An 18,877-nucleotide genomic window follows, 5' to 3' on the forward strand; every position below is an offset into this window, starting at 1 on the left:
CCCCAATAGAGAAAAAGACGTCTTTATCATTCTCTCTGCCCCATGCCACTTATATTTTAATCAATTTTTGAGCAGAAAAATACGCAATAATACTTAATCATTCCGCAGAAAAAAATCAAAAGATTGAACATCCTTTCTATTTATATTGTTATATCTGTCTTTCTGAATTCAATTTTTACTTTTACATTCCACAAATACTTTAGGAAAAGGCTTCGAACTCCCATTCTGGGAGGTCACGACTTAGCCATGGCTTCAAGCGCATCGCTTAGGCCACGACAGGAGAACGGCAAGGCAACGTCCTGATTGCTGCCGTTCATAAAGGCGATTCGGCCGCGATGGTTGCTTTGCTTCCACCGGCTCAACAATTCAGGCGAAAGGGGTAGGCTGGCAAAACAGCCCGACGGCAGACACCTTTTGAACGGCAGCTTCAGCGGCGTCTTGTCATTCTCATCTGGCGACGCTTGCACCGGTTCGGTGACCAAAACATTGTTTGGGAGCACAACGACCATGTTCACTTCGGCGGACGGCTTGGAGGATGCGGCAACCGAACCGAAAGCGATTTCCGCGATGATGACGTTGTTCGAGAGCAGTTGCTGAACAATCTCACAAGTCTTCTTGCCCCCCGCCGTGGGAGAAGCCTTGCAACGTAAGATCCAATCGCCGTAAGCGGTCGTCGCCCATTGCTCGCCTTTATTATCGGTATTGCTTGCGCTCAATCCCGTTGTTGCCGGAAGAGCTATAGGCGCGGAGCTTGAAGACTGCGCAAAGGCGAAGGACGACGTTAAGCCGATGCACAGCGCTGCCAAAAGGCAGAGCCTTCGCCCACAAAACATTGGATAATCCCCCCCAATAGCCCCAAAATTACTTTAGCCGACCAACGGTATACATAATGTTAAATACCTCACACATTAAACACATGTCACGATGCATTTTAGCAATGTCTCCATCACTTTTGGGGCTGCTCCACGGCGACCGGAAACATCCTTGTCTTCACACAATGTGACCGCAATCGACACCATGGCCGACACCGAGGCACATGGTCGCGAGCGCGGGCCTGCTCGCCCGTAGGTCCTCCGTGTCCACAGCGACCACCACTGTCATCCGAATTGGCCGGCCCGATCTTAGGCGAGCCCCTTCCCGGCCCGAGCGGGCGCCAGTACAAAGTCGTATTCGACGTCCCAGAATTCGCCGCCAAAGCCGAGTTCATAGGCCCGTTCCGGATCGTTCGTGCGTTTGAAGTTGGCAAGCAGGCTCTTTTTGACGCCGAACACCGCATCGGAGCTGATGTAGGGATCGTCAGGATCGAAGATATGCGTGATCAGCGGCTGACAGCCGTCCGCCCTCAGAATGAAATGGAGATGCGCAGGGCGATTGGGATGTCGGCCCAGCGCGGCGAGCAATTGTCCGACCGGTCCATCATGGGGAATGGGATAGTATTTTGGCTTCACCGCGCGGAACCAGTAGCTGCCGTCAGGCCCCGTGCGAAAGAGGCCGCGCAGGTTGAAGTCGGGCTGGATGCCCTTCTGCTGAACGTCGTAGAATCCCTCGTCGTTGGCCTGCCAGACATCAAGCGTGGCACCCGCGATCGGCCTACCATCGACGTCGCGGATGTGGCCATGGATCACCATGTCCTCGCCCTTCTGGTCGAGGCAGATATTGGCGCCCATCGGCAGTTCCGGCGCGTCGGCGACGTGAAATGGCCCGAGCACGGTGCTCTCGGAAGCTCCAGACGGCTTGCGGTTGTTGATCGCGTCGACCAGCATCGATACGCCGAGCACGTCGGACAGCAGGATGAACTCCTGCCGCCAATCGTCGCACTTATGGCCGACCGCCGTCAGAAACTGAATCGCCTGGAACCACTCGTCCTGTGTCGGCTCGATTTCCTTCACCGCCTCATGAAGCTTGCGGATAATGACATCCATCACAGCCCGCAACCGCGCATCCTTGGCGTTGATGTTGCGACCGGTGACAACCTCCACTGAATTCTCTTCCGTGAAGAAGCCTCTTTCGTGCGCTTGCATGATCTGCCTCATCTGTCGAGAATGGTCTTGAAAACACGGCGCAACTCGGCGACAGGATCGCTTGCGACCGTCTCGTGCCGCCAGCAGACGTGCTGATCCGGCCGCACCAGAACGATGCCGCTGTCGCGCACTTCGCGCCCACGGGCCCAATCTCCGGTAAAATCCTGCCAATGCTGCCGTGGCCCGATGGAATAAGGTACAATGTCCACGCCGAATTCCCGTCCGACTATCGCCGCGGCGTCAATCCAGCCCTGCCCGCCAATACCCGTCAACAGCGCGAACCGACCGTGGCCGGCGAGGTCCAGCGTAGAGACCCGGCCGCCATGGCCGTCGAACAGCCACACATGCGGCAAGCGCGCGCCGGGCCAAGTCGTTGGCTGAAAGTGCAACTCGGCATCCTTCTCGAACAGCGGCTCGGGCTGCCCGTCAGACACGATGGCCTCGGACCGGTAACGCTGGTTCATCTCGACGCCGTGCGCATCGAACTCGTAGACCTTGAAGGCGATGCTCTCACGGATCTTCTTGCGCTGCTCCTCCGCTTCCGGCGTGTTGTCGCAGCGGGCGTCCATGTTCTGCTGCATCTTCACCGGATCGATCGACTCGAGCAGACCGAGCGCCTTGAAGATAGGGCCGAACTCATCGATCGACTTGTTCGCGCGGGTCACGATCTGCTTTGCGACAGGCGCCCGCTCCTGCGAATAGCTGTCGAGCAGTTTTGCACCGGCCTTGCCCTTGAGGACATAGGCGAGCTTCCAGGCAAGATTGAAGGCATCCTGGATCGACGTGTTGGACCCAAGTCCGTTGGACGGCGGATGCCGGTGCGTGGCATCCCCCATGCAGAGGACGCGGCCGTTCGACATCTCAGTCGCGTACATGTTGTTCACGGTCCATGTGGACACCTGCTCGATCTCGACCTCGAGATCCGGATCGCCGACCAGTTCGCGCACGACCTTAGTCGCGAATTCGGTATCGACATTCGGCGCAGGCTGATTGATATCGTAGCCCCAGACGATCAGCCATTCGTTCCACGGTCGCACCATCCGCACGAGACCCATGCCGATGCCGCCGACGTCCGCGCCGGGCTGCACGACCCAGTAAAGAACCGACGGTCGGTGGGCGACATATTTGGACAGGTCGGCCTTGAACAGGATGTTCATCGAACCGCCAACTCCCATCTTGCCGTCAAACGGCAAGCCGGCATGTTCGACAACCTTGGAATTGCCGCCGTCCGCACCGATCAGATATTTCGAGCGGACGGTAAATTCCTTGCCGGTCAGCCGATCGAGACATGTTGTCGTCACCCCGTCAGCGTCCTGCACATGCGAGAGATACTCTGTCGACATGCGTGCCTGCGTCCCGCGCGAACACGCCGTCTTGAACAGAAGCGGCTCCATGAACGTCTGCGGCAGGTCGTTCATCAACGTCGGCGAGGAAAGTTGATGTTCGGCGCGTGACAGCGGATGCTTGCCCCAGCTCTTCATGCGCCCGATCTCCTCGCCGGCGAGCGAGGTGCAGAAGACGTTCTCGCCCATCAGATCCTGCTCGGCGGCAAACAGATAGGCCTCGTCCTCGACCTCGCGACCGAGATCGCGCAGCACTTCCATGGTGCGCTGATTGGTGATGTGCGCGCGCGGCGTGTTTGCCAGCCAGCGGTAGCGATTGATCACCATGTTGTCGACGCCATAGGTCGAGAGCAGTGCGGCACTCGCCGAACCGGCGGGTCCAGTACCAATGATCAGAACGTCGGTGCTGATGTCAGCCATGCGGTCCTCCCTTGTATTTTGTAAAAATTGGGTCGCCGCGCCACATGCGGCGGACGCAGAAAATTGAACTGCCGCCTAAAGAGCTGGTCGTCGTCCTTCCCATGCCGCCTGCAACAGGTTGCGAATGGCGCTTTGGTCGAACGGCCGCGGATTCCAATAGGGATTGGCCACGGCGATGGCGGCGGCGCGGTCGAGATCGCTCTCGCTCAGGCCGAAGTCTTGCAATCGGGTTGGTGCGCCGAGCGAGGCGGCAAAGTCGAACAACGCGGCACCTGGCGTTCCGCCCAGCGCCGACGTCACAGGCTGCAAGAGGTCGGGCACTTCGACCGCGTTGAAGCCAATCGTATGCGGCAGGAGGATGGCATGCGTCTCGGCATGGGGCATATCGAAACTGCCGCCGAGCGTGTGGCAAAGCTTGTGATGCAGCGCCATCGACGCACCGCCGAGCGACGCACCGCAGAGCCACGCGCCGTAAAGCGCCGTTCCACGTGCGGTCCGATCGCCGCCATCCCGCACGATCGCCGGCAGCGCATTCGCGAGCGCTCGGATCGCCTCGCTCGCCAGCAGCGTGATGATCGGATTGCGGTCGCGTGCATAGAGCGCTTCGGCCGCATGCGCGATCGCGTTCAAGCCTGACGTGACGGCGAGCTTTGCAGGCAAGGTCAGCGTGAGATCGACGTCGTAGATCACCGTCTCCGGAAGGATCGAGGGATCGCGCCGCGTCACCTTTTCACCGTGCGCGGTCTCGCCAAGGATGTCCGTCATTTCTGAGCCCGCATAGGTCGTCGGGATCACGACTTGGTCGGCGCCAGTGCGCGTCGCGATCGCCTTGCCAAGCCCGATGGTCGACCCGCCACCCAGTGCAACGACACAATCGGCGCCGCTTGCCTTGAAGGCAGCGAGGGCCCGTTCTGTCACCTCCAAGGGCGTATGCATGGTCGCTTCGGCAAAGATCCCTCCGGCGAGACCCTCCAGTCGCAACGCGAGCGCTTCCGCCTCGGCTTTCTGGTTCGGCGTGGACAGGACCAGCGCGCGCTTGTGCCCCAGCCGCGCGATCTCCGCACCGGTCTGAGCCAGAGTGCCGGACCCGAAGATCACCCGCGCGGGCAGGCCAGCAAATGCGAACGGTTCGATCTTCATCATTCTATTGTCTCCGGGCTGCGGCACGAGCCATGACGAACGTGAAATCAAGCGACCATCGGACGCGACCGTCCTGGGCAACCTCCTTGCGGAAATCGCCGGCCAGATCCGGTTTGGCGTTGAACAGCGCGTCCTCCGCGAGCAGCGGATCGGCGCCATCGAATATCTGCGTGGTGATGGTCTCGAAACCATCGGCGGCAACAATGAAGTGCAGATGCGCGGGGCGCCGCGGGACGTATCCGATGCGGCCGAGCAACTGACCGACCGGCCCATCATTGGGAACCGCGTAGCCCGCGGGCTTTACCGTCAGATAATGGACCTGCCCGGCTTGGTCGGCGGAAAAGATGCCGCGAAGATTGCGATCGGGCTGCAGGTCCGGGAACTGGTTCTCATAGAAGCCTTGGCCATTTGCCTGCCAGGTTGCGACCGTGGCACCAGAGACCGGACGGCCGTCGAGATCGTGGATACGGACCCGCACCGACAAAGGTTCGCCGACGCCATCAAGGGAAAGGTTGGCGCCAAGCGGGAGCCATGGCGCATCGGCGCGATAGAACGCGCCGCGCGCGGTATTCGGCGTCACGCCGCGGGAATGCTGCGAATTGATCTCCTCGACCAGGGCCGTCACGCCCAGCAAATCCGACAGCAGCACCCACTCCTGCCGCAACTCGTCACTTGCCTGACCGACGTCGGTCAGAAAGGCGATGACATCGCACCATTCCGCGCGCGTCGGTCGCGTCTCACGCACCAGCGCATGAAGCGAGGTCACAACCCGCGCGAGCAAATCCGGCAGCGGTCCCTTCGCGTCCTTCAAGAGGCGCCCGATGACGATCTCCGCCGATGACGGTGACTGGCCGGATGCATGGGCGATGCGGGGCTGCATGGGCGTTTCCAAAGGTTTTATCTTGGGAACACATTAGCAGCGCTGGTCACGGAACTTGATGATTTTTGGGAAGAATAATATAGCATTTTGCTATGAAACTCGACGAGCGTCATCTGGCCCAATTGGCGGCCGTGGTGCAGGCCGGCGGTGTCACCGAGGGCGCGGCGCTGATCGGTATGACCCAGTCGGCCTTGTCGCGCACGCTGGCCATGCTGGAAAAGCGGATCGGCGAACCGCTGTTTGAGAAGGGACGCCGTCCGCTACAGCCGACGGCACTCGGGCGGGCCCTGGCCGCGCACGGTCAAGTCGTGCTGGCGACATCGCGCAAAGCGTCCGAACTCGTCGCCGATTTCCGGCATGGGCGCGCGGGCGTGGTGCGCGTTGGCGGCACGCCGTTCTTCACCGATGCCCTCATCTCCACCATGATCGCTGAATTTCAGAACACGCACCCGGAGGTGCGGGTCGATCAGAGCTATGGCTACCTGCCCGACCTGCGCGACGCGCTCAATAGCGACCGCATTGATCTTGCCATCTCTCCCATCGGCATTCTCGACGAGGGCTCGAACCTGGAGTTTAAGGAGCTCCTGCCCGGCCGCAATGTGGTCGCTTGCGGCGCGACGCATCCCCTGCTCGGCAAGCGGCGATTGAAGCCGAAGGAGATGCTCGATTATTCGTGGATCATGCCGCCGCCCGGCAGTCCGCTGATGGCGGATCTGCGCAGCCTGATGATCTCGCTGGGCGTCACCGAGATCAAAAGCCGCTATGCCGGCGGATCGTTGCTCAGCGCCATCAATTACATGAAACATACGGATGCGCTGACCATCCTCCCGCACAGCGTGATCTTCGCATTTCGCAACGAAAAGGCGATCACCGCGCTTCCGGTGGAGGTGCCACACCCCAAGCGCGCGCTCGGACTGTTTCGGCGCGTGGATACGCCACGCGCACCGGCGGTCGATGCCTTCGCGTCACATATCTCGATCAGTTTCGAAAAGCTCCGGCTCTTGATCGCGCGCCATGCGCAAGCCGTGATCTGGCGCGCTTGACTTTGATTGTCAGCTTGCCATTCGACCACGGCGAACGGGCCTGAACGCCAAAAGGTCGCAGTTACTGGTACGATAGCTATCGGACCGGTTCCGATGTCAAGAAGACCTGCATCGGCGAGGACATTCCGCCGAACACCGATGCCGAAATGATGACAGCCAGATTCGTGATGCGTTCGATCGCACTGCCACGGTAGTCGCGCTGTGCTTTATGAGGAGATTTTTGGAGAATCGAAAATTTTATTGCGCATAGTTGTGAGATGGCATCGCGGCTACGACGTTCGGTCATTGACTTGCGACGATTGTGTCCAATTCGCGCCGATAGCCGTCGATGGTTGCCCCCGGCGGGAATCTAGCCCCGGTCGATGATGATCGACGTTGCCGCGAAGAGAACGGGGCGTACCGACAGCGGTACGCTGGTAGGCCGGTAATCTTTGATACTCAAAATAAGATTTCCAACTGCGCAGCAATGCGACAGTTTTCTGCTCGCGCCTGCAGGGGAGCTATTTGCGTCCATAGGGGGCAATCCATAATGAAGAGGGCGTCTGCTAAGGGGTTCCCGCGCGCAATTTCACGCTCTCAGCCAGATTGCCGCGGAACATGTGCTGTCCAAGATGCCCGAGGTCGGAACGGAGATCGGCATAGACCCTGCCGCCGATATCGCGCCAGCGTCGGCAGAAGGCATAATCTTCCGAGAGGTAGCGCTTCGTATCGGGATCCACCATGCAGTCGAAGAAGAGCCAATAATAGGGGGCTTCCGGATTGTTGGGCGGACCGTCGGGGACGTAATTGAGTTCGGGGTAATGGGCCATCAGCTTTGTGAACACCCCACGCTTGATGACCATGAAACCCGTCGGTGCCTCCGCGACTTCGACGAAATCGTCTTGGGTGACGAAGTCGGCAAGAGGCTTGGCACCATGCCCAATGAGATTGAGAGGGTAATCGGTATAGAGCGCTTCGAACGCTTCCTTCGTAATGCCGGCCGGAAGGCCTTGCTGCGGCCAATTGAATCGTTTGATCGGGTAGATGCCGGCAGCGACGTCATGGTCGGATAATAGGAGGCGTGTCACGGCTGAAGAATGGAACGAGAGATCCGAGTCGATCCAGAATAGATGTGTATACTGTTCGTTCATGAGGAAGAACTTGACGATCTCGTTCCGCCCACGGGTGACGAGACTTTCGGCTCGGAGATGCAGGGTGGATCGCAACCCCAAGCGCACCGCTTCATGTGTCAGCTCGAACATGCTGGTCACGTAGTTCATCGAGACGGCCGAGATGTAGCAGGGCGTGGCCCAGAGCACGTTCATCGACTGAAGGGCGGAAGTGGGGAGCATCGGAAACTTTCAAGTGTACGACGATTGCGGACGACGGTGGCTCCCGATGTATCACGATCTCCATCTGCAACGGTCTCTATTAGAGATTATCCACAAGCCGCAGCGCATCAGGGAAACACAAGTTCCTCCAGACTGGGTTCTATGTACAAACCCATTGCACAACTTTGCAATCGTTGCCGGCCTTATTGCAGCTTTGTAATGCTTTCTCCTCGGCCTTGGCGCGCGTCTCCGCCGATGCAGCGCCCCAGGAACCGTTGGAACTATTGCGCGTCAGCGCCGAGCAATGAAAGTAGGGAAATCCCGAATGATCGTCGTCGTCCCAGTGCCGATGATTGCGAAACAGGGTCACAACCCCGCAAGATTTGCCGCCGGCATCTTTGCAATGATCGATCGCCTCGCGTTTGGCGTCGTCCGCTTTGTCGGCCCCCCACGTAAATCCTTGCTGCGCATCGTCAGGCGAATATGCGATCGCGCCCCAGATTCCTTTCATCTCCAAGAATTTCTCATTCACCTTGGGACATGGCCCCTTGCGGGAAGAGCATAGATCTGCAGCGCCAGCCGGACCGAGACATGTCCAGCACGCAAGAAGTACGGTGAGGAGGCGTAGCATGGTTTTCTCCTATCTATCTGCAGGACCGCCTGGTCAGCCGGCAGCCCTGAGCGTGCTCATGGCGATGCAGGCATTGCCGAAGGGAATAAGTACGACCTGTGCTCCATTGGGCAACGTGATCAGCGATAGATCGCCGAGCGGGCTGCTGCGACCGTTCTGCTTCGTCAATTCGGCGCTGAGGTCGGGGCAATTCGTGCTTGTCGGCGTGACTCGAACCAAGGTTCCTTCGCAGGATTGCCCGATGGGCGCGGCAAAGACCACACCTGCGGCATGCAGCGTCGGGTTTGCCGCATCGCCGGCGAGCGCAAGGACTGACTGGATCGAATGGGCATCGCTCGCCTTGGCGTCCCATTGCGTCTCGGCCGTGAAGACCGAATTGTTCGCCACTTTATGACCGAGAGCACTGAAGACATTTGCACAAGTGGTGATTTTGGCTTGTCGAACATGCTCATCGAAAACACTCGGCTGCTGTGGGGCTGCCTGGGGCTGCGGTGCGGCTTGCGTACTTGCGTCGCTCGGTTTCTGCTGCTGCTGCGCCTCTTGCTGAGGTTGCGGCTTCGGGGCGGGTTTGACGGTCCGCCGCACCGCTTTTTTCGTGGTCTCCTGTGTCTCCGCCGGTTGAGGGGAGGCCGACGTCTGCTGCGCATAGACGGCGACGCTTATTCCCAAAGCCGCGAGAATGAAAGTGCCGCCCAAGGCGCCCAGCAAGGTATTTCGGTTCAGTCGCATCGACGATTCTTCCTTATTTCAGGGCGTGCGCCGCAGGTTCATGTTCGTTGAGGGATGGGCCACGTTTTTCTCCCATCGAAGTCATTTCAGTTCGGTAAGGGCGGAATACAGCCCATCGAGCGGAGCGTGCAGAGCGATCGTTCCGACCTGCGGGAGCTGATAGGAAACCGTGCAGTCCGTCGCGGCATGAATATGCCGCTTCAGCATGTCGCCGATCGCGATCATGGCGGAGCAGAAGTTTGCATCGCAACGGTCAGTCTGGGCGACGATCCGATCCGGTCCATTGCCGAGGGCAACCTCGATCGGCTGACCGACCCCAGCCGTGGCGGGAATGCGCATCATCATCAGCGGTTTGCCATTGGCCGTGGCAATGAGCGACCAATTGAAGGCGAGCCCGCCCTGCGCGTCGACGATCGATTGCGTGACGTTGCAGACGCGTCGTTTCGATTTGAGGCTCTCGTCGCAGATGAGGGTCCAGTTTTTGAAGGGCTGAATCACGCGCCTGAACTCGCCAAGCTTCTCGCCTGGCGGGACTGCAACCTCCGACGATTTGACCGTATAGGGACCCGCCGGAACCTGCGCCTCAGCAGCGCAGGCATCCAGACATAACAGCGAGAAGATCGCGAGAAAGACCACCAATCGCATGACGATGCAACATCAATTCAGCGTCAAGCTCAGCCCCGCGCCCGCCCCCCAACGCCCGCCGCTCGTGGTCCCCGAAGCATTGATGCGGACGCGGCCATCCTCGCTCGTGTAGCCAACACCGAAGGAGAGCGCGCCCTCCCCATGCCAGACACCGCTACCGATCGCGGAGCTCCATTTGCCCGGGCGATCGTCGTAGCGCAGCGACGCCGCCGCCATGCCGATCGCGGCACCGCGCCAGGCATCCTTCTGCGCGCTGCCGATACTGCTGTTAAGCTGATTGAAGGCCTGGTTCAACTGATTGACGTTGACGGCGTCGGTTCCGTTTACGCCCGGCGCGACATTGCCGATCGTGACCGGCGCATTGGGATTCCCGCCGCTCAGTGTGACGCGGTTCGTGATATTGCCGGCGCCATCCGTGTCGTATTTCACGGCAACGTTCGCCAAGCTTTGGAGCTGGCTGACATTCACGGCATCGGTCGCGGCCGAACCCGCCGCGACATTGGTGATGCGCCGCTCGGCGCCCGCCGAGCCAACCGAGACCTCGCCTGTCGCAACGCCCGCCGTGGTCGCCCCGACAACGGGCGTATAGGCCGCGTCACTCAGATTGGCGGTGGTCGTCGAATTGGCGCCGAGCGCCAGCGAATTGGCCTGTGTCGCTTTGGCTCCGGCGCCGATGGCGACAGAGTTTGCCGCCGAAGCTCCGGCGCCGTTGCCCATCGCGATGGCGTTCGACGCCGATGCCGTGGATTGCGGCCCAACCGCGACGCTTTCGGCGCCAGTCGCAGCGGAATCGACCGCGCTCGAATTCGTGTGGAAATATTTGATGCCGCCGCCGTTGATGGCTCCGCTGATCGAATTGTAATTATTGTCGACGACGTTTGCCAGCGCAAAGAGCTGCGAACCGTTGATCGCGTCGGTCGAGGTCGATGTAATTCGGCCCGCCGCGACATTGGTGATGGTGCGCTCGCTGCCGACATCGCCGACACTCACCGTCGAGGTCGGGTTCGTACCGGCAAAACCCGACAATGTGAAGTTGGCGAAGCTTGCGCTCGTGGTGCCGACCGCAGCCGAGGTTTTCGAATTCGCGCCGAGCGCCACATCGCCAGCATTTGCCGTTGCCTTCGCTCCGGCACCGAGTGCGACGGAGGTGGGATTAGCGGTTGTCGCACCCGCGCCGATAGACACCGACTGGATACCGCTGGCCGTCGCATTCGTACCGAGCGCGAGCGAATCTTGGAAGTTCACGGTGGCGTTTTGGCCGATGGCGACACCGCCCGGTGCGTTCTGCTGGACGAGCGCGCCATTGCCTATGCCGACGCCGTTATTGCCGTTGACGACTGTATTGGGCCCAACTGCGATCGAATCAGTTCCGACAGCGAGCGAATCCGGCGCGGTGGAATTTGCGTGGAAATATTTCGTCGTCGTCGTCGCGAATGAACTGAGGGAACCGATCAACTGCCGGATGGTGACCGCGTCGCTCGGTTGCGTGCCGTCGGCCACATTCGTGATCTGACGGTAGGTTGTCGCGCTGCCAACCGAGATCGCGCCAAGCAGCGCGCGATCCGCGGTGTTATAGGGAATGAAGGTTCCACCGATCGTGCCGGATGCGGGCGCGAGCGCACGATTCGACACCGAGTTCGAACCAAGCGCCACGCCGTCCGCTACCGTCGATTGGGCGTTGAAGCCCAAGGCGGAGGCGTTGGTCGCGGTCGCCGAAGCCGCGACACCGGCCGCCAATGAATCGGCACCCGTCGCGCCATTGTTCGCGTAATTGGCTTGCTGCGTGCCACCGTCATTGACGCTGTAATAGTGCGTCAACTGACCGGTGACGGTCGTCACCTGATTGGCGACGGCGGTGATCGCCGTGTCGGCGGCAAAAAGCTGCGAGCCGTTGATGGCATCGGTCGAGGTCGCGGAGATTTGCCCGGCTGCAACATTGGTGATCGTGCGCTCATTGCCCGCCGTCCCGACGGATATCGTGCCGATCGGCGCCGTACCGGCGAAGGCGTAGGTCGTGCCGGCAATGACTGTGGACGGTGTACCCGTCACCGTGCCTGTGGCAGAGCCCGACCCCAGCGCAACGCTGTTCGCCGTGCTGGCGCTCGCGCCATTGCCGATCGAGATCGCATTGGCCGCGGTGGCAGTCGAAGCCGGACCGATCGCTACGGAATTCGGTCCCGTTGCACTTGAATCCGCGAGCGTCGAGTTGGCGTGGAAATATTTGATGCCGCCACCGTTGTTGATATTGGTCACGGTGTTGTTGAGCGATCCCAATGCCGTGTTGGTGGCGAAGAGCTGCGAACCGTTGATGGCATCGGTGCTGGTCGCGCTGATCTGGCCCGCGGCAACATTGGTGATCTGGCGTTCGGCGCCTGGCGCACCAACACTCACCACGCTCGTCGGCGCGCTGCCGGCAAAATTGTAGATGGTGCCGTCGAGCAAGACGTTCGGCGTCGGATTGGCCGTCGCCGTCATACTGCCCGAGCCCAGAGCCACATCGCCCGCATTGGTCGCCGTCGCGCCATTGCCGAGCGACACGGAATTGGCGCCCGTCGCTGTCGAGACCGGTCCGATCGCCACAGAGTTCGTGCCCACCGGATTCGAATCTGCGAGCGTCGAATTGGCGTGGAAATATTTGATGCCGCCACCGTTATTGATGCTGGTCACAGTGTTGTTGAGCGAACCCAACGCCGTGTTGGTGGCAAAGAGCTGCGAGCCGTTGATGGCATCGGTGCTGGTCGCGCTGATCTGGCCCGCGGCGACATTGGTGATCTGGCGTTCGGCACCAGGCGCACCAACGCTCACCACGCTCGTCGGCGCGCTGCCGGCGAAATTATAGGTGGTGCCGTTGAGCACGATATTCGGCGTCGGATTGGCCGCCGCCGTCACGCTGCCGGCACCGAGAGCGACAGAGCCTGCATTGTTGGCCGTTGCACCGGCGCCAATCGCGATGGCATTGGCCTGGCTCGCCGCTGAGTTTACGCCGAGCGCGGTCGCTTGAAAGCCAGAGGTCGCCGCGTTCTGACCGATTGCCGTGCTGGACCCAGCTGAAGCATTGGCATTGGGTCCGACCGCGGTGCCGAACTGGCCCGCCGCCTTAGATATGAATCCAAATGCCATGCTGTCGAGGCCCGATGCAACGGCGCTGTTGCCGAGCGACACGGAATTGGCGCCCGTTGCCGTCGAGAGCGGCCCGATCGCCACGGAGTCCGTGCCCACCGCGCTCGAATCCGGAAGCGTCGAGTTGGCGTGGAAATATTTGATGCCGCCACCGTTATTGATGTTGGTCACAGTGTTGTTGAGCGACCCCAATGCCGTGTTGGTGGCAAAGAGCTGCGAACCGTTGATGGCATCGGTGCTGGTCGCGCTGATCTGGCCCGCGGCGACATTGGTGATCTGGCGTTCGGCACCAGGCGCACCAACGCTCACCACGCTCGTCGGCGCGCTGCCGGCGAAATTATAGGTGGTGCCGTTGAGCACGATATTCGGCGTCGGATTGGCCGCCGCCGTCACGCTGCCGGCACCGAGAGCGACAGAGCCTGCATTGTTGGCCGTTGCACCGGCGCCAATCGCGATGGCATTGGCCTGGCTCGCCGCTGAGTTTACGCCGAGCGCGGTCGCTTGAAAGCCAGAGGTCGCCGCGTTCTGACCGATTGCCGTGCTGGACCCAGCTGAAGCATTGGCATTGGGTCCGACCGCGGTGCCGAACTGGCCCGCCGCCTTAGATATGAATCCAAACGCCATGCTGTCGAGGCCCGATGCAACGGCGCTGTTGCCGAGCGACACGGAATTGGCGCCCGTTGCTGTCGAGAGCGGCCCGATCGCCACGGAGTCCGTGCCCACCGCACTCGAATCCGGAAGCGTCGAGTTGGCGTGGAAATATTTGATGCCGCCACCGTTATTGATGTTGGTCACGGTGTTGTTGAGCGACCCCAATGCCGTGTTGGTGGCAAAGAGCTGCGAACCGTTGATGGCGTCGGTGCTCGTGGAACTGATCCGGCCCGCGGCAACATTGGTGATCTGGCGTTCGGCACCTGGCGCCCCAACGCTCACCACGCTCGTCGGCGCGGTGCCGGCGAAATTATAGGTGGTGCCATCGAGCACGACACTCGCCGTCGGATTGGCCGCCGCCGTCACGCTGCCCGAGCCCAGAGCCACGGAATTTGCAATGTTAGCTGTTGCGCCTGCGCCGAAGGCGAGGGCGTTCGTCTGGCTCGCCGCCGCCCCATTGCCGATGGCGACCGAACTCGTCCCGTTGGCGCGGGTTGAATTGCCGACGGCGACCGATTGCGCGCCTGTGGCGAAGGCCGTGGCGCCGAGCGATGCGCCCTGAGCCCCGGCGGCCTCCGCGCCGGCACCGACCGCGACGGCCTGGGCGCCCGAGGCGGTCGACGTATTGCCAACGGCGACCGCCGAATCGCCGGTCGCCAGGCTGCCGCCGCCGAGCGCGACGCCCACGCGTCCGCTCGCCACCGCGCCCGAGCCTCCGGAAAATGACTGAGCGCCGGTCGCTTGTGCGGAATTGCCGACGGCTGTGCCGTCATTATTGGCTGACGCGCCAACCCCGAGGGCTGTGTTGCCCCCGGTAAATCCCGCCACCCGCTGGGTGCTGTCCGCAGCCCAGCTGTCGACTAAGGCTCCGTTCGCGGACGCCGCGCCCGCATTCGCCGAGGAGCCGATGGCAACACCGTTCGTGCTGGACGCATTGGCGCTCACCCCTGCCGCGAACGCGCTCGTGCCGGTGGCATTCGCCGCATTGCCCAGCGCCACGGCGCCGAGGCCATTGGCAACGTTGGTGTTGCCGATGGCGACGGCGCCTTGGCCGGTGACCGTGTTCGCAAAGCCGATGCCGACCGCGCCTTGGGCCGCCGTGCCGGCCACTCCCACTGCCTGGCCGCCACCGCCCACCATATTGGTGTTGCCCATGGCAATCGTCCCATCGCCGGTCGCGGTGTTGTTCAGGCCGCTTGCGATGGTGCCATTGCCGGTCGCGGTATTGGGGTCGCCGATCGCGACCGCGCCATTGCCGTTGGCGACGTTGCCGGCGCCGACAGAGACCGCCTGTCCACCCTTCGCCACCGAGCCCGTGCCGATGGCGACAGCATTGGCGGAACTGGCCGCCGCGCTCGAACCGATGGCGATGGTGTTGAGGGCGCTCGCATTCGAGCTGTAGCCAACGGCGACGGAGCTGGAGCCGGCGGCCTGGGCCGCAACGCCCGCTGCCAAGCCAAACAAGCCGGTAGCGCCGGCGTTGTTGTAGTTCGCCTGCGGAACACCACCATCGTTGTTGCTGAAGTAGTGGACCGCTCCGGTGGCAATCGCCGACTGCAATGCCTGGTTGGAGGCATACAGCTCCGAACCGTTGATGGCATCGGTGCTCGTCGCGCTGATCTGGCCCGCGGCGACATTGGTGATCTGGCGTTCGGCGCCTGGCGCACCGACGCTCACCACGCCTATCGGCGCGGTGCCGGCGAAATTATAGGTGGCGCCGCCGAGCACGACGCTCGCCGTCGGATTGGCGGCCGCTGTCACGCTGCCCGAGCCCAGAGCCACGGAATTTGCATTGCTGGCCGTTGCGCCGAAGCCGAGTGCGAGGGCGTTGGTTTGGCTCGCCGCTGCGTTTACGCCAAGCACGGCCGACTGAAGGCCCGAGGCTGCGGCGTTCTGACCGATCGCTGTGCTGGACGTGGCCGAGGCATTGGCATTGGGTCCGACCGCGGTGCTGTACTGGCCCGTCGCCTTAGATATGTATCCTAGCGCCACTGCGTCGAGGTTCGACGCATTGGAGCTGTAGCCAACGGCGACGGAGCTGGAGCCGGCAGCCGTGGCGGCAACGCCCGCTGCTAAGGCAAATGTGCCGGTGGCGCCGGTGTTGTTGTAGTTCGCCTGCGGAACACCGCCATCGTTGTTGCTGTAGTAGTGGATCGCTCCGGTGGAAATCGCCGATTGCAATGCCTGGTTGGAGGCATAGAGCTCCGAACCGTTGATGGCATCGGTGCTCGTGGAACTGATCCGGCCCGCGGCAACATTGGTGATCTGGCGTTCGGCGCCTGGCGCCCCAACGCTCACCACGCTCGTCGGCGCGGTGCCGGCGAAATTATAGGTGGTGCCACCGAGCACGACACTCGCCGTCGGATTGGCCGCCGCCGTCACGCTGCCCGAGCCCAGAGCCACGGAATTTGCAATGTTAGCTGTTGCGCCTGCGCCGAAGGCGAGGGCGTTCGTCTGGCTCGCCGCCGCCCCATTGCCGATGGCGACCGAACTCGTCCCGTTGGCGCGGGTTGAATTGCCGACGGCGACCGATTGCGCGCCTGTGGCGAAGGCCGTGGCGCCGAGCGATGCGCCCTGAGCCCCGGCGGCCTCCGCGCCGGCGCCGACCGCGACGGCCTGGGCGCCCGAGGCGGTCGACGTATTGCCAACGGCGACCGCCGAATCGCCGGTCGCCAGGCTGCCGCCGCCGAGCGCGACGCCTACGCGTCCGCTCGCCACCGCGCCCGAGCCTCCGGAAAATGACTCAGAGCCGGTCGCTTGTGCGGAAGCGCCGACGGCTGTGCCGTCATTATTGGCTGACGAGCCGGCCCCGAGGGCTGTGTTGCCCGCGGCAAGTTGCGCAATCCGCTGGGTGCTGTCCGCAGCCCAGTTGTCGACTAAGGCTCCGTCCTGGGCCGCCGCGCCCGCATTCGCCAAGGAGCCGATGGCAACACTATTCGTGCTGGACGCATTGGCGCTCACGCCTGCCGCGAACGCGCTCGTGCCGGTGGCATTCGCCGCATTGCCCAGCGCCACGGCGCCGAGGCCATTGGCAACGTTGGTGTTGCCGATGGCGACGGCGCCTTGGCCGGTGACCGTGTTCGCAAAGCCGATGCCGACCGCGCCTTGGGCCGCCGTGCCGGCCACTCCCACGGCCTGGCCGCCACCGCCCACCAGATTGGTGTTGCCCATCGCGACGCTGCCGTCGCCGGTCGCCGTATTGTTCAAGCCACTTGCGATGGTGCCGTTGCCGGTCGCGGTGTTGGGGTCGCCGATCGCGACCGCGCCATTGCCGTTGGCGACGTTGCCCTTGCCGACGGAGACCGCCTGGCCGCCCGTCGCTACCGCACTGGTGCCTATGGCGACGGCATTGGCGGAATTGGCCGCCGCGCTCGAGCCGATGGCGATGGTGCCGAGGGCGCTGGCGTTGGCCGTGTAGCCCATAGCCACCCCCCCTTGGCCGGCGGCGGTTGCCCCATTTCCGATGGCCGTGGCTTGATTTCCCGCTGCATTGGCGGATGTGCCGAAGGCGCTGGCGCCAGTCCCGCTCGCTACAGCGACGTCGCCAATGCTTGTCGACCACGCTCCGGTGGCGTTCGCAGAGGTACCGATCGCGATCGCTTCAAAAGAAAAGCCGGTCGGTGCGGCGCCGCTCGCTGTGGCGTTCGAGCCAATGGCGATCGGAGAACCGGCGCCGCTCGTCACAATTGCATGGGCGGTGCCACCGATCGCGATGCTCAAGCCCCCGGTGCCGCCATTTGAAATGGTGCTCGTGCCGATCGCAACAGCGTTGCCGCTCGCAGCGTTGGCTTGAAGGCCCACAGCAATACTCTGTGCGCCTGACGCATTGGCAGTGTCACCGAGTGAGATGGCGTTTGTGCCCGACGCAACGGCAGTGACGCCGAGCGCGACTGCGCCAGAGCCCGTCGCAGCGGACCCATTGCCGATGGCGGTAGCATTTGCCGCGGATGCAGTGGTGTTGACACCAAAGGCCGATGCACCACTGACGATGGCATGGGCGTTTGCGCCGACGGCGAGGGCATTGACGCCGGTCGCATTCGAAAAGACGCCGAGCGCTATCGCGTTAAGGCCATTGGAGACGAGCGTATAGCCTATCCCTATCGAACCATCGCTGGTTACGGTGAGACTGGTGCCAAGACCAACGGAATTATTGCCGCTCACTGTCACGCCCGTCCCCACGGCCGTCGAGCTGGTGCCAGTGGAGCTGCTGCCACAACCAATAGCAGTGCTGTCGAGCACTGCGGAAGGATTGGTACAATTGGCGCTGTTGGTAAAGGTCCCATTTCCAATGGCGAGCTGTGCGGATGCCGCTTGCGGCGCCATGATCCCCATGACGGCAAGGAGCGCCAAAGTCGCCGGCGGCTTCCAGCCGAGCTTCAGCCATTGGCGCTTGGTCGTCTCGCTCGCAAATTGGACCAGAATTTGGCCGCAATGGGGGCAGGTCGGCTCCTCCGGCAACGATGTCGCGGCCTCTTGGCCGGGACCTACAGACAGCCTGCTCAGGATCGCCGAAACCGCTCCGCCGACGCCGAGCGTCCCGAGCCCCAACCGATCGCGTTTCATCCCGAGGGCACGATGCGCCTGACGCAGGATCGCCATGAGTCTGCGCCGGAAGCTGCGGTCCGTCCCGGCGCTTCCCGCGACCCAATTCCCAGCGAAGCGTCCAGATTGACGATCACCGTTGCCCCTTACCCCCGAAATCCGATGCATTGGAAGCCCCTAAATACTGGTCGTATCGCTAAGTGATCGCAATCCTGCCCGTGACCCTCACGCGTGAAGGTTGGCGAGACGAAATACCGGAATGGAATCCCCAGAGGCTCAGATCGCCCCATCGGTCACAGGCAATTGGAAAACGCGAGGGGCCGCGCGCGGCAGCCTTCTTAATACCTCTGCGGTGCCACATGCCCGTCTGACTCTCCAGAGATGCAAACGGACAGATGATAT

General features: G+C 62.2%; 11 protein-coding genes. 1 reads left to right on the forward strand and 10 read right to left on the reverse strand.

Annotated features, from left to right (window positions below):
* Nucleotides 1-233: 233 nt before the first annotated feature.
* The 5 genes from V9T28_RS19170 to V9T28_RS19190 all read right to left on the reverse strand — a co-directional run bounded on the left by V9T28_RS19170 (nucleotide 234) and on the right by V9T28_RS19190 (nucleotide 5,804).
* Nucleotides 234-806 carry an invasion associated locus B family protein gene (locus tag V9T28_RS19170; RefSeq protein WP_158554897.1) on the reverse strand — a complete coding sequence of 191 codons (573 nt, stop codon included), beginning with the start codon at nucleotides 804-806 and terminating at the stop codon, nucleotides 234-236.
* A 315-nt stretch (nucleotides 807-1,121) separates the two neighbouring features.
* Complete coding sequence (locus V9T28_RS19175) at nucleotides 1,122-2,021, reverse strand: intradiol ring-cleavage dioxygenase (protein WP_116402624.1); 900 nt, start codon at nucleotides 2,019-2,021, stop codon at nucleotides 1,122-1,124.
* Between the two features lie 8 nt (nucleotides 2,022-2,029).
* Nucleotides 2,030-3,784, reverse strand: coding sequence for an FAD-dependent oxidoreductase (locus tag V9T28_RS19180; protein WP_116402625.1), 1,755 nt, complete (start codon nucleotides 3,782-3,784; stop codon nucleotides 2,030-2,032).
* 75 nt (nucleotides 3,785-3,859) lie between these two features.
* The gene (locus V9T28_RS19185) at nucleotides 3,860-4,927 is read right to left on the reverse strand and encodes a maleylacetate reductase (RefSeq protein ID WP_245424231.1); all 1,068 of its coding nucleotides are present in this window, start codon (nucleotides 4,925-4,927) and stop codon (nucleotides 3,860-3,862) included.
* Between the two features lies 1 nt (nucleotide 4,928).
* Entirely contained in the window at nucleotides 4,929-5,804 is an 876-nt protein-coding gene (locus tag V9T28_RS19190; protein ID WP_116402626.1) for a dioxygenase family protein, read from the reverse strand.
* Between the two features lie 92 nt (nucleotides 5,805-5,896).
* Here V9T28_RS19190 and V9T28_RS19195 point away from each other — a divergent pair, with 92 nt between their 5' ends.
* Nucleotides 5,897-6,847, forward strand: coding sequence for a LysR family transcriptional regulator (locus V9T28_RS19195; protein ID WP_116402627.1), 951 nt, complete (start codon nucleotides 5,897-5,899; stop codon nucleotides 6,845-6,847).
* Nucleotides 6,848-7,392: 545 nt separating this feature from the next.
* On the opposite strand, the gene V9T28_RS19200 is transcribed toward V9T28_RS19195, so the two are convergent.
* The 5 genes from V9T28_RS19200 to V9T28_RS19220 all read right to left on the reverse strand — a co-directional run bounded on the left by V9T28_RS19200 (nucleotide 7,393) and on the right by V9T28_RS19220 (nucleotide 18,532).
* The gene (locus V9T28_RS19200) at nucleotides 7,393-8,178 is read right to left on the reverse strand and encodes a hypothetical protein (RefSeq protein WP_116402629.1); all 786 of its coding nucleotides are present in this window, start codon (nucleotides 8,176-8,178) and stop codon (nucleotides 7,393-7,395) included.
* Between the two features lie 139 nt (nucleotides 8,179-8,317).
* Nucleotides 8,318-8,668: a DUF4189 domain-containing protein gene (locus tag V9T28_RS19205; RefSeq protein ID WP_245424232.1), complete on the reverse strand. Its 351-nt coding sequence runs from the start codon at nucleotides 8,666-8,668 to the stop codon at nucleotides 8,318-8,320.
* A 153-nt stretch (nucleotides 8,669-8,821) separates the two neighbouring features.
* Nucleotides 8,822-9,517: a hypothetical protein gene (locus V9T28_RS19210; protein ID WP_116402631.1), complete on the reverse strand. Its 696-nt coding sequence runs from the start codon at nucleotides 9,515-9,517 to the stop codon at nucleotides 8,822-8,824.
* An 81-nt stretch (nucleotides 9,518-9,598) separates the two neighbouring features.
* Nucleotides 9,599-10,162, reverse strand: a complete 564-nt coding sequence (locus V9T28_RS19215) for an invasion associated locus B family protein (RefSeq protein WP_116402632.1) — start codon at nucleotides 10,160-10,162, stop codon at nucleotides 9,599-9,601.
* A 12-nt stretch (nucleotides 10,163-10,174) separates the two neighbouring features.
* Nucleotides 10,175-18,532 carry a beta strand repeat-containing protein gene (locus V9T28_RS19220; protein WP_339071786.1) on the reverse strand — a complete coding sequence of 2,786 codons (8,358 nt, stop codon included), beginning with the start codon at nucleotides 18,530-18,532 and terminating at the stop codon, nucleotides 10,175-10,177.
* Nucleotides 18,533-18,877: the final 345 nt, after the last annotated feature.

The organism is Methylovirgula sp. 4M-Z18, from assembly GCF_037890675.1.
GTDB lineage: Bacteria > Pseudomonadota > Alphaproteobacteria > Rhizobiales > Beijerinckiaceae > 4M-Z18.

What these genes read in the sequence shown, in the direction of transcription:
- V9T28_RS19175 (WP_116402624.1), bottom strand. Translation starts at nt 2,021, where the DNA reads ATGCAAGCGCACGAAAGAGGCTTCTTCACGGAAGAGAATTCAGTGGAG.
- V9T28_RS19180 (WP_116402625.1), bottom strand. Translation starts at nt 3,784, where the DNA reads ATGGCTGACATCAGCACCGACGTTCTGATCATTGGTACTGGACCCGCC.
- V9T28_RS19185 (WP_245424231.1), bottom strand. Translation starts at nt 4,927, where the DNA reads ATGATGAAGATCGAACCGTTCGCATTTGCTGGCCTGCCCGCGCGGGTG.
- V9T28_RS19190 (WP_116402626.1), bottom strand. Translation starts at nt 5,804, where the DNA reads ATGCAGCCCCGCATCGCCCATGCATCCGGCCAGTCACCGTCATCGGCG.
- V9T28_RS19195 (WP_116402627.1), top strand. Translation starts at nt 5,897, where the DNA reads ATGAAACTCGACGAGCGTCATCTGGCCCAATTGGCGGCCGTGGTGCAG.
- V9T28_RS19200 (WP_116402629.1), bottom strand. Translation starts at nt 8,178, where the DNA reads ATGCTCCCCACTTCCGCCCTTCAGTCGATGAACGTGCTCTGGGCCACG.
- V9T28_RS19205 (WP_245424232.1), bottom strand. Translation starts at nt 8,668, where the DNA reads ATGAAAGGAATCTGGGGCGCGATCGCATATTCGCCTGACGATGCGCAG.
- V9T28_RS19210 (WP_116402631.1), bottom strand. Translation starts at nt 9,517, where the DNA reads ATGCGACTGAACCGAAATACCTTGCTGGGCGCCTTGGGCGGCACTTTC.
- V9T28_RS19215 (WP_116402632.1), bottom strand. Translation starts at nt 10,162, where the DNA reads ATGCGATTGGTGGTCTTTCTCGCGATCTTCTCGCTGTTATGTCTGGAT.
- V9T28_RS19220 (WP_339071786.1), bottom strand. Translation starts at nt 18,532, where the DNA reads ATGGCGATCCTGCGTCAGGCGCATCGTGCCCTCGGGATGAAACGCGAT.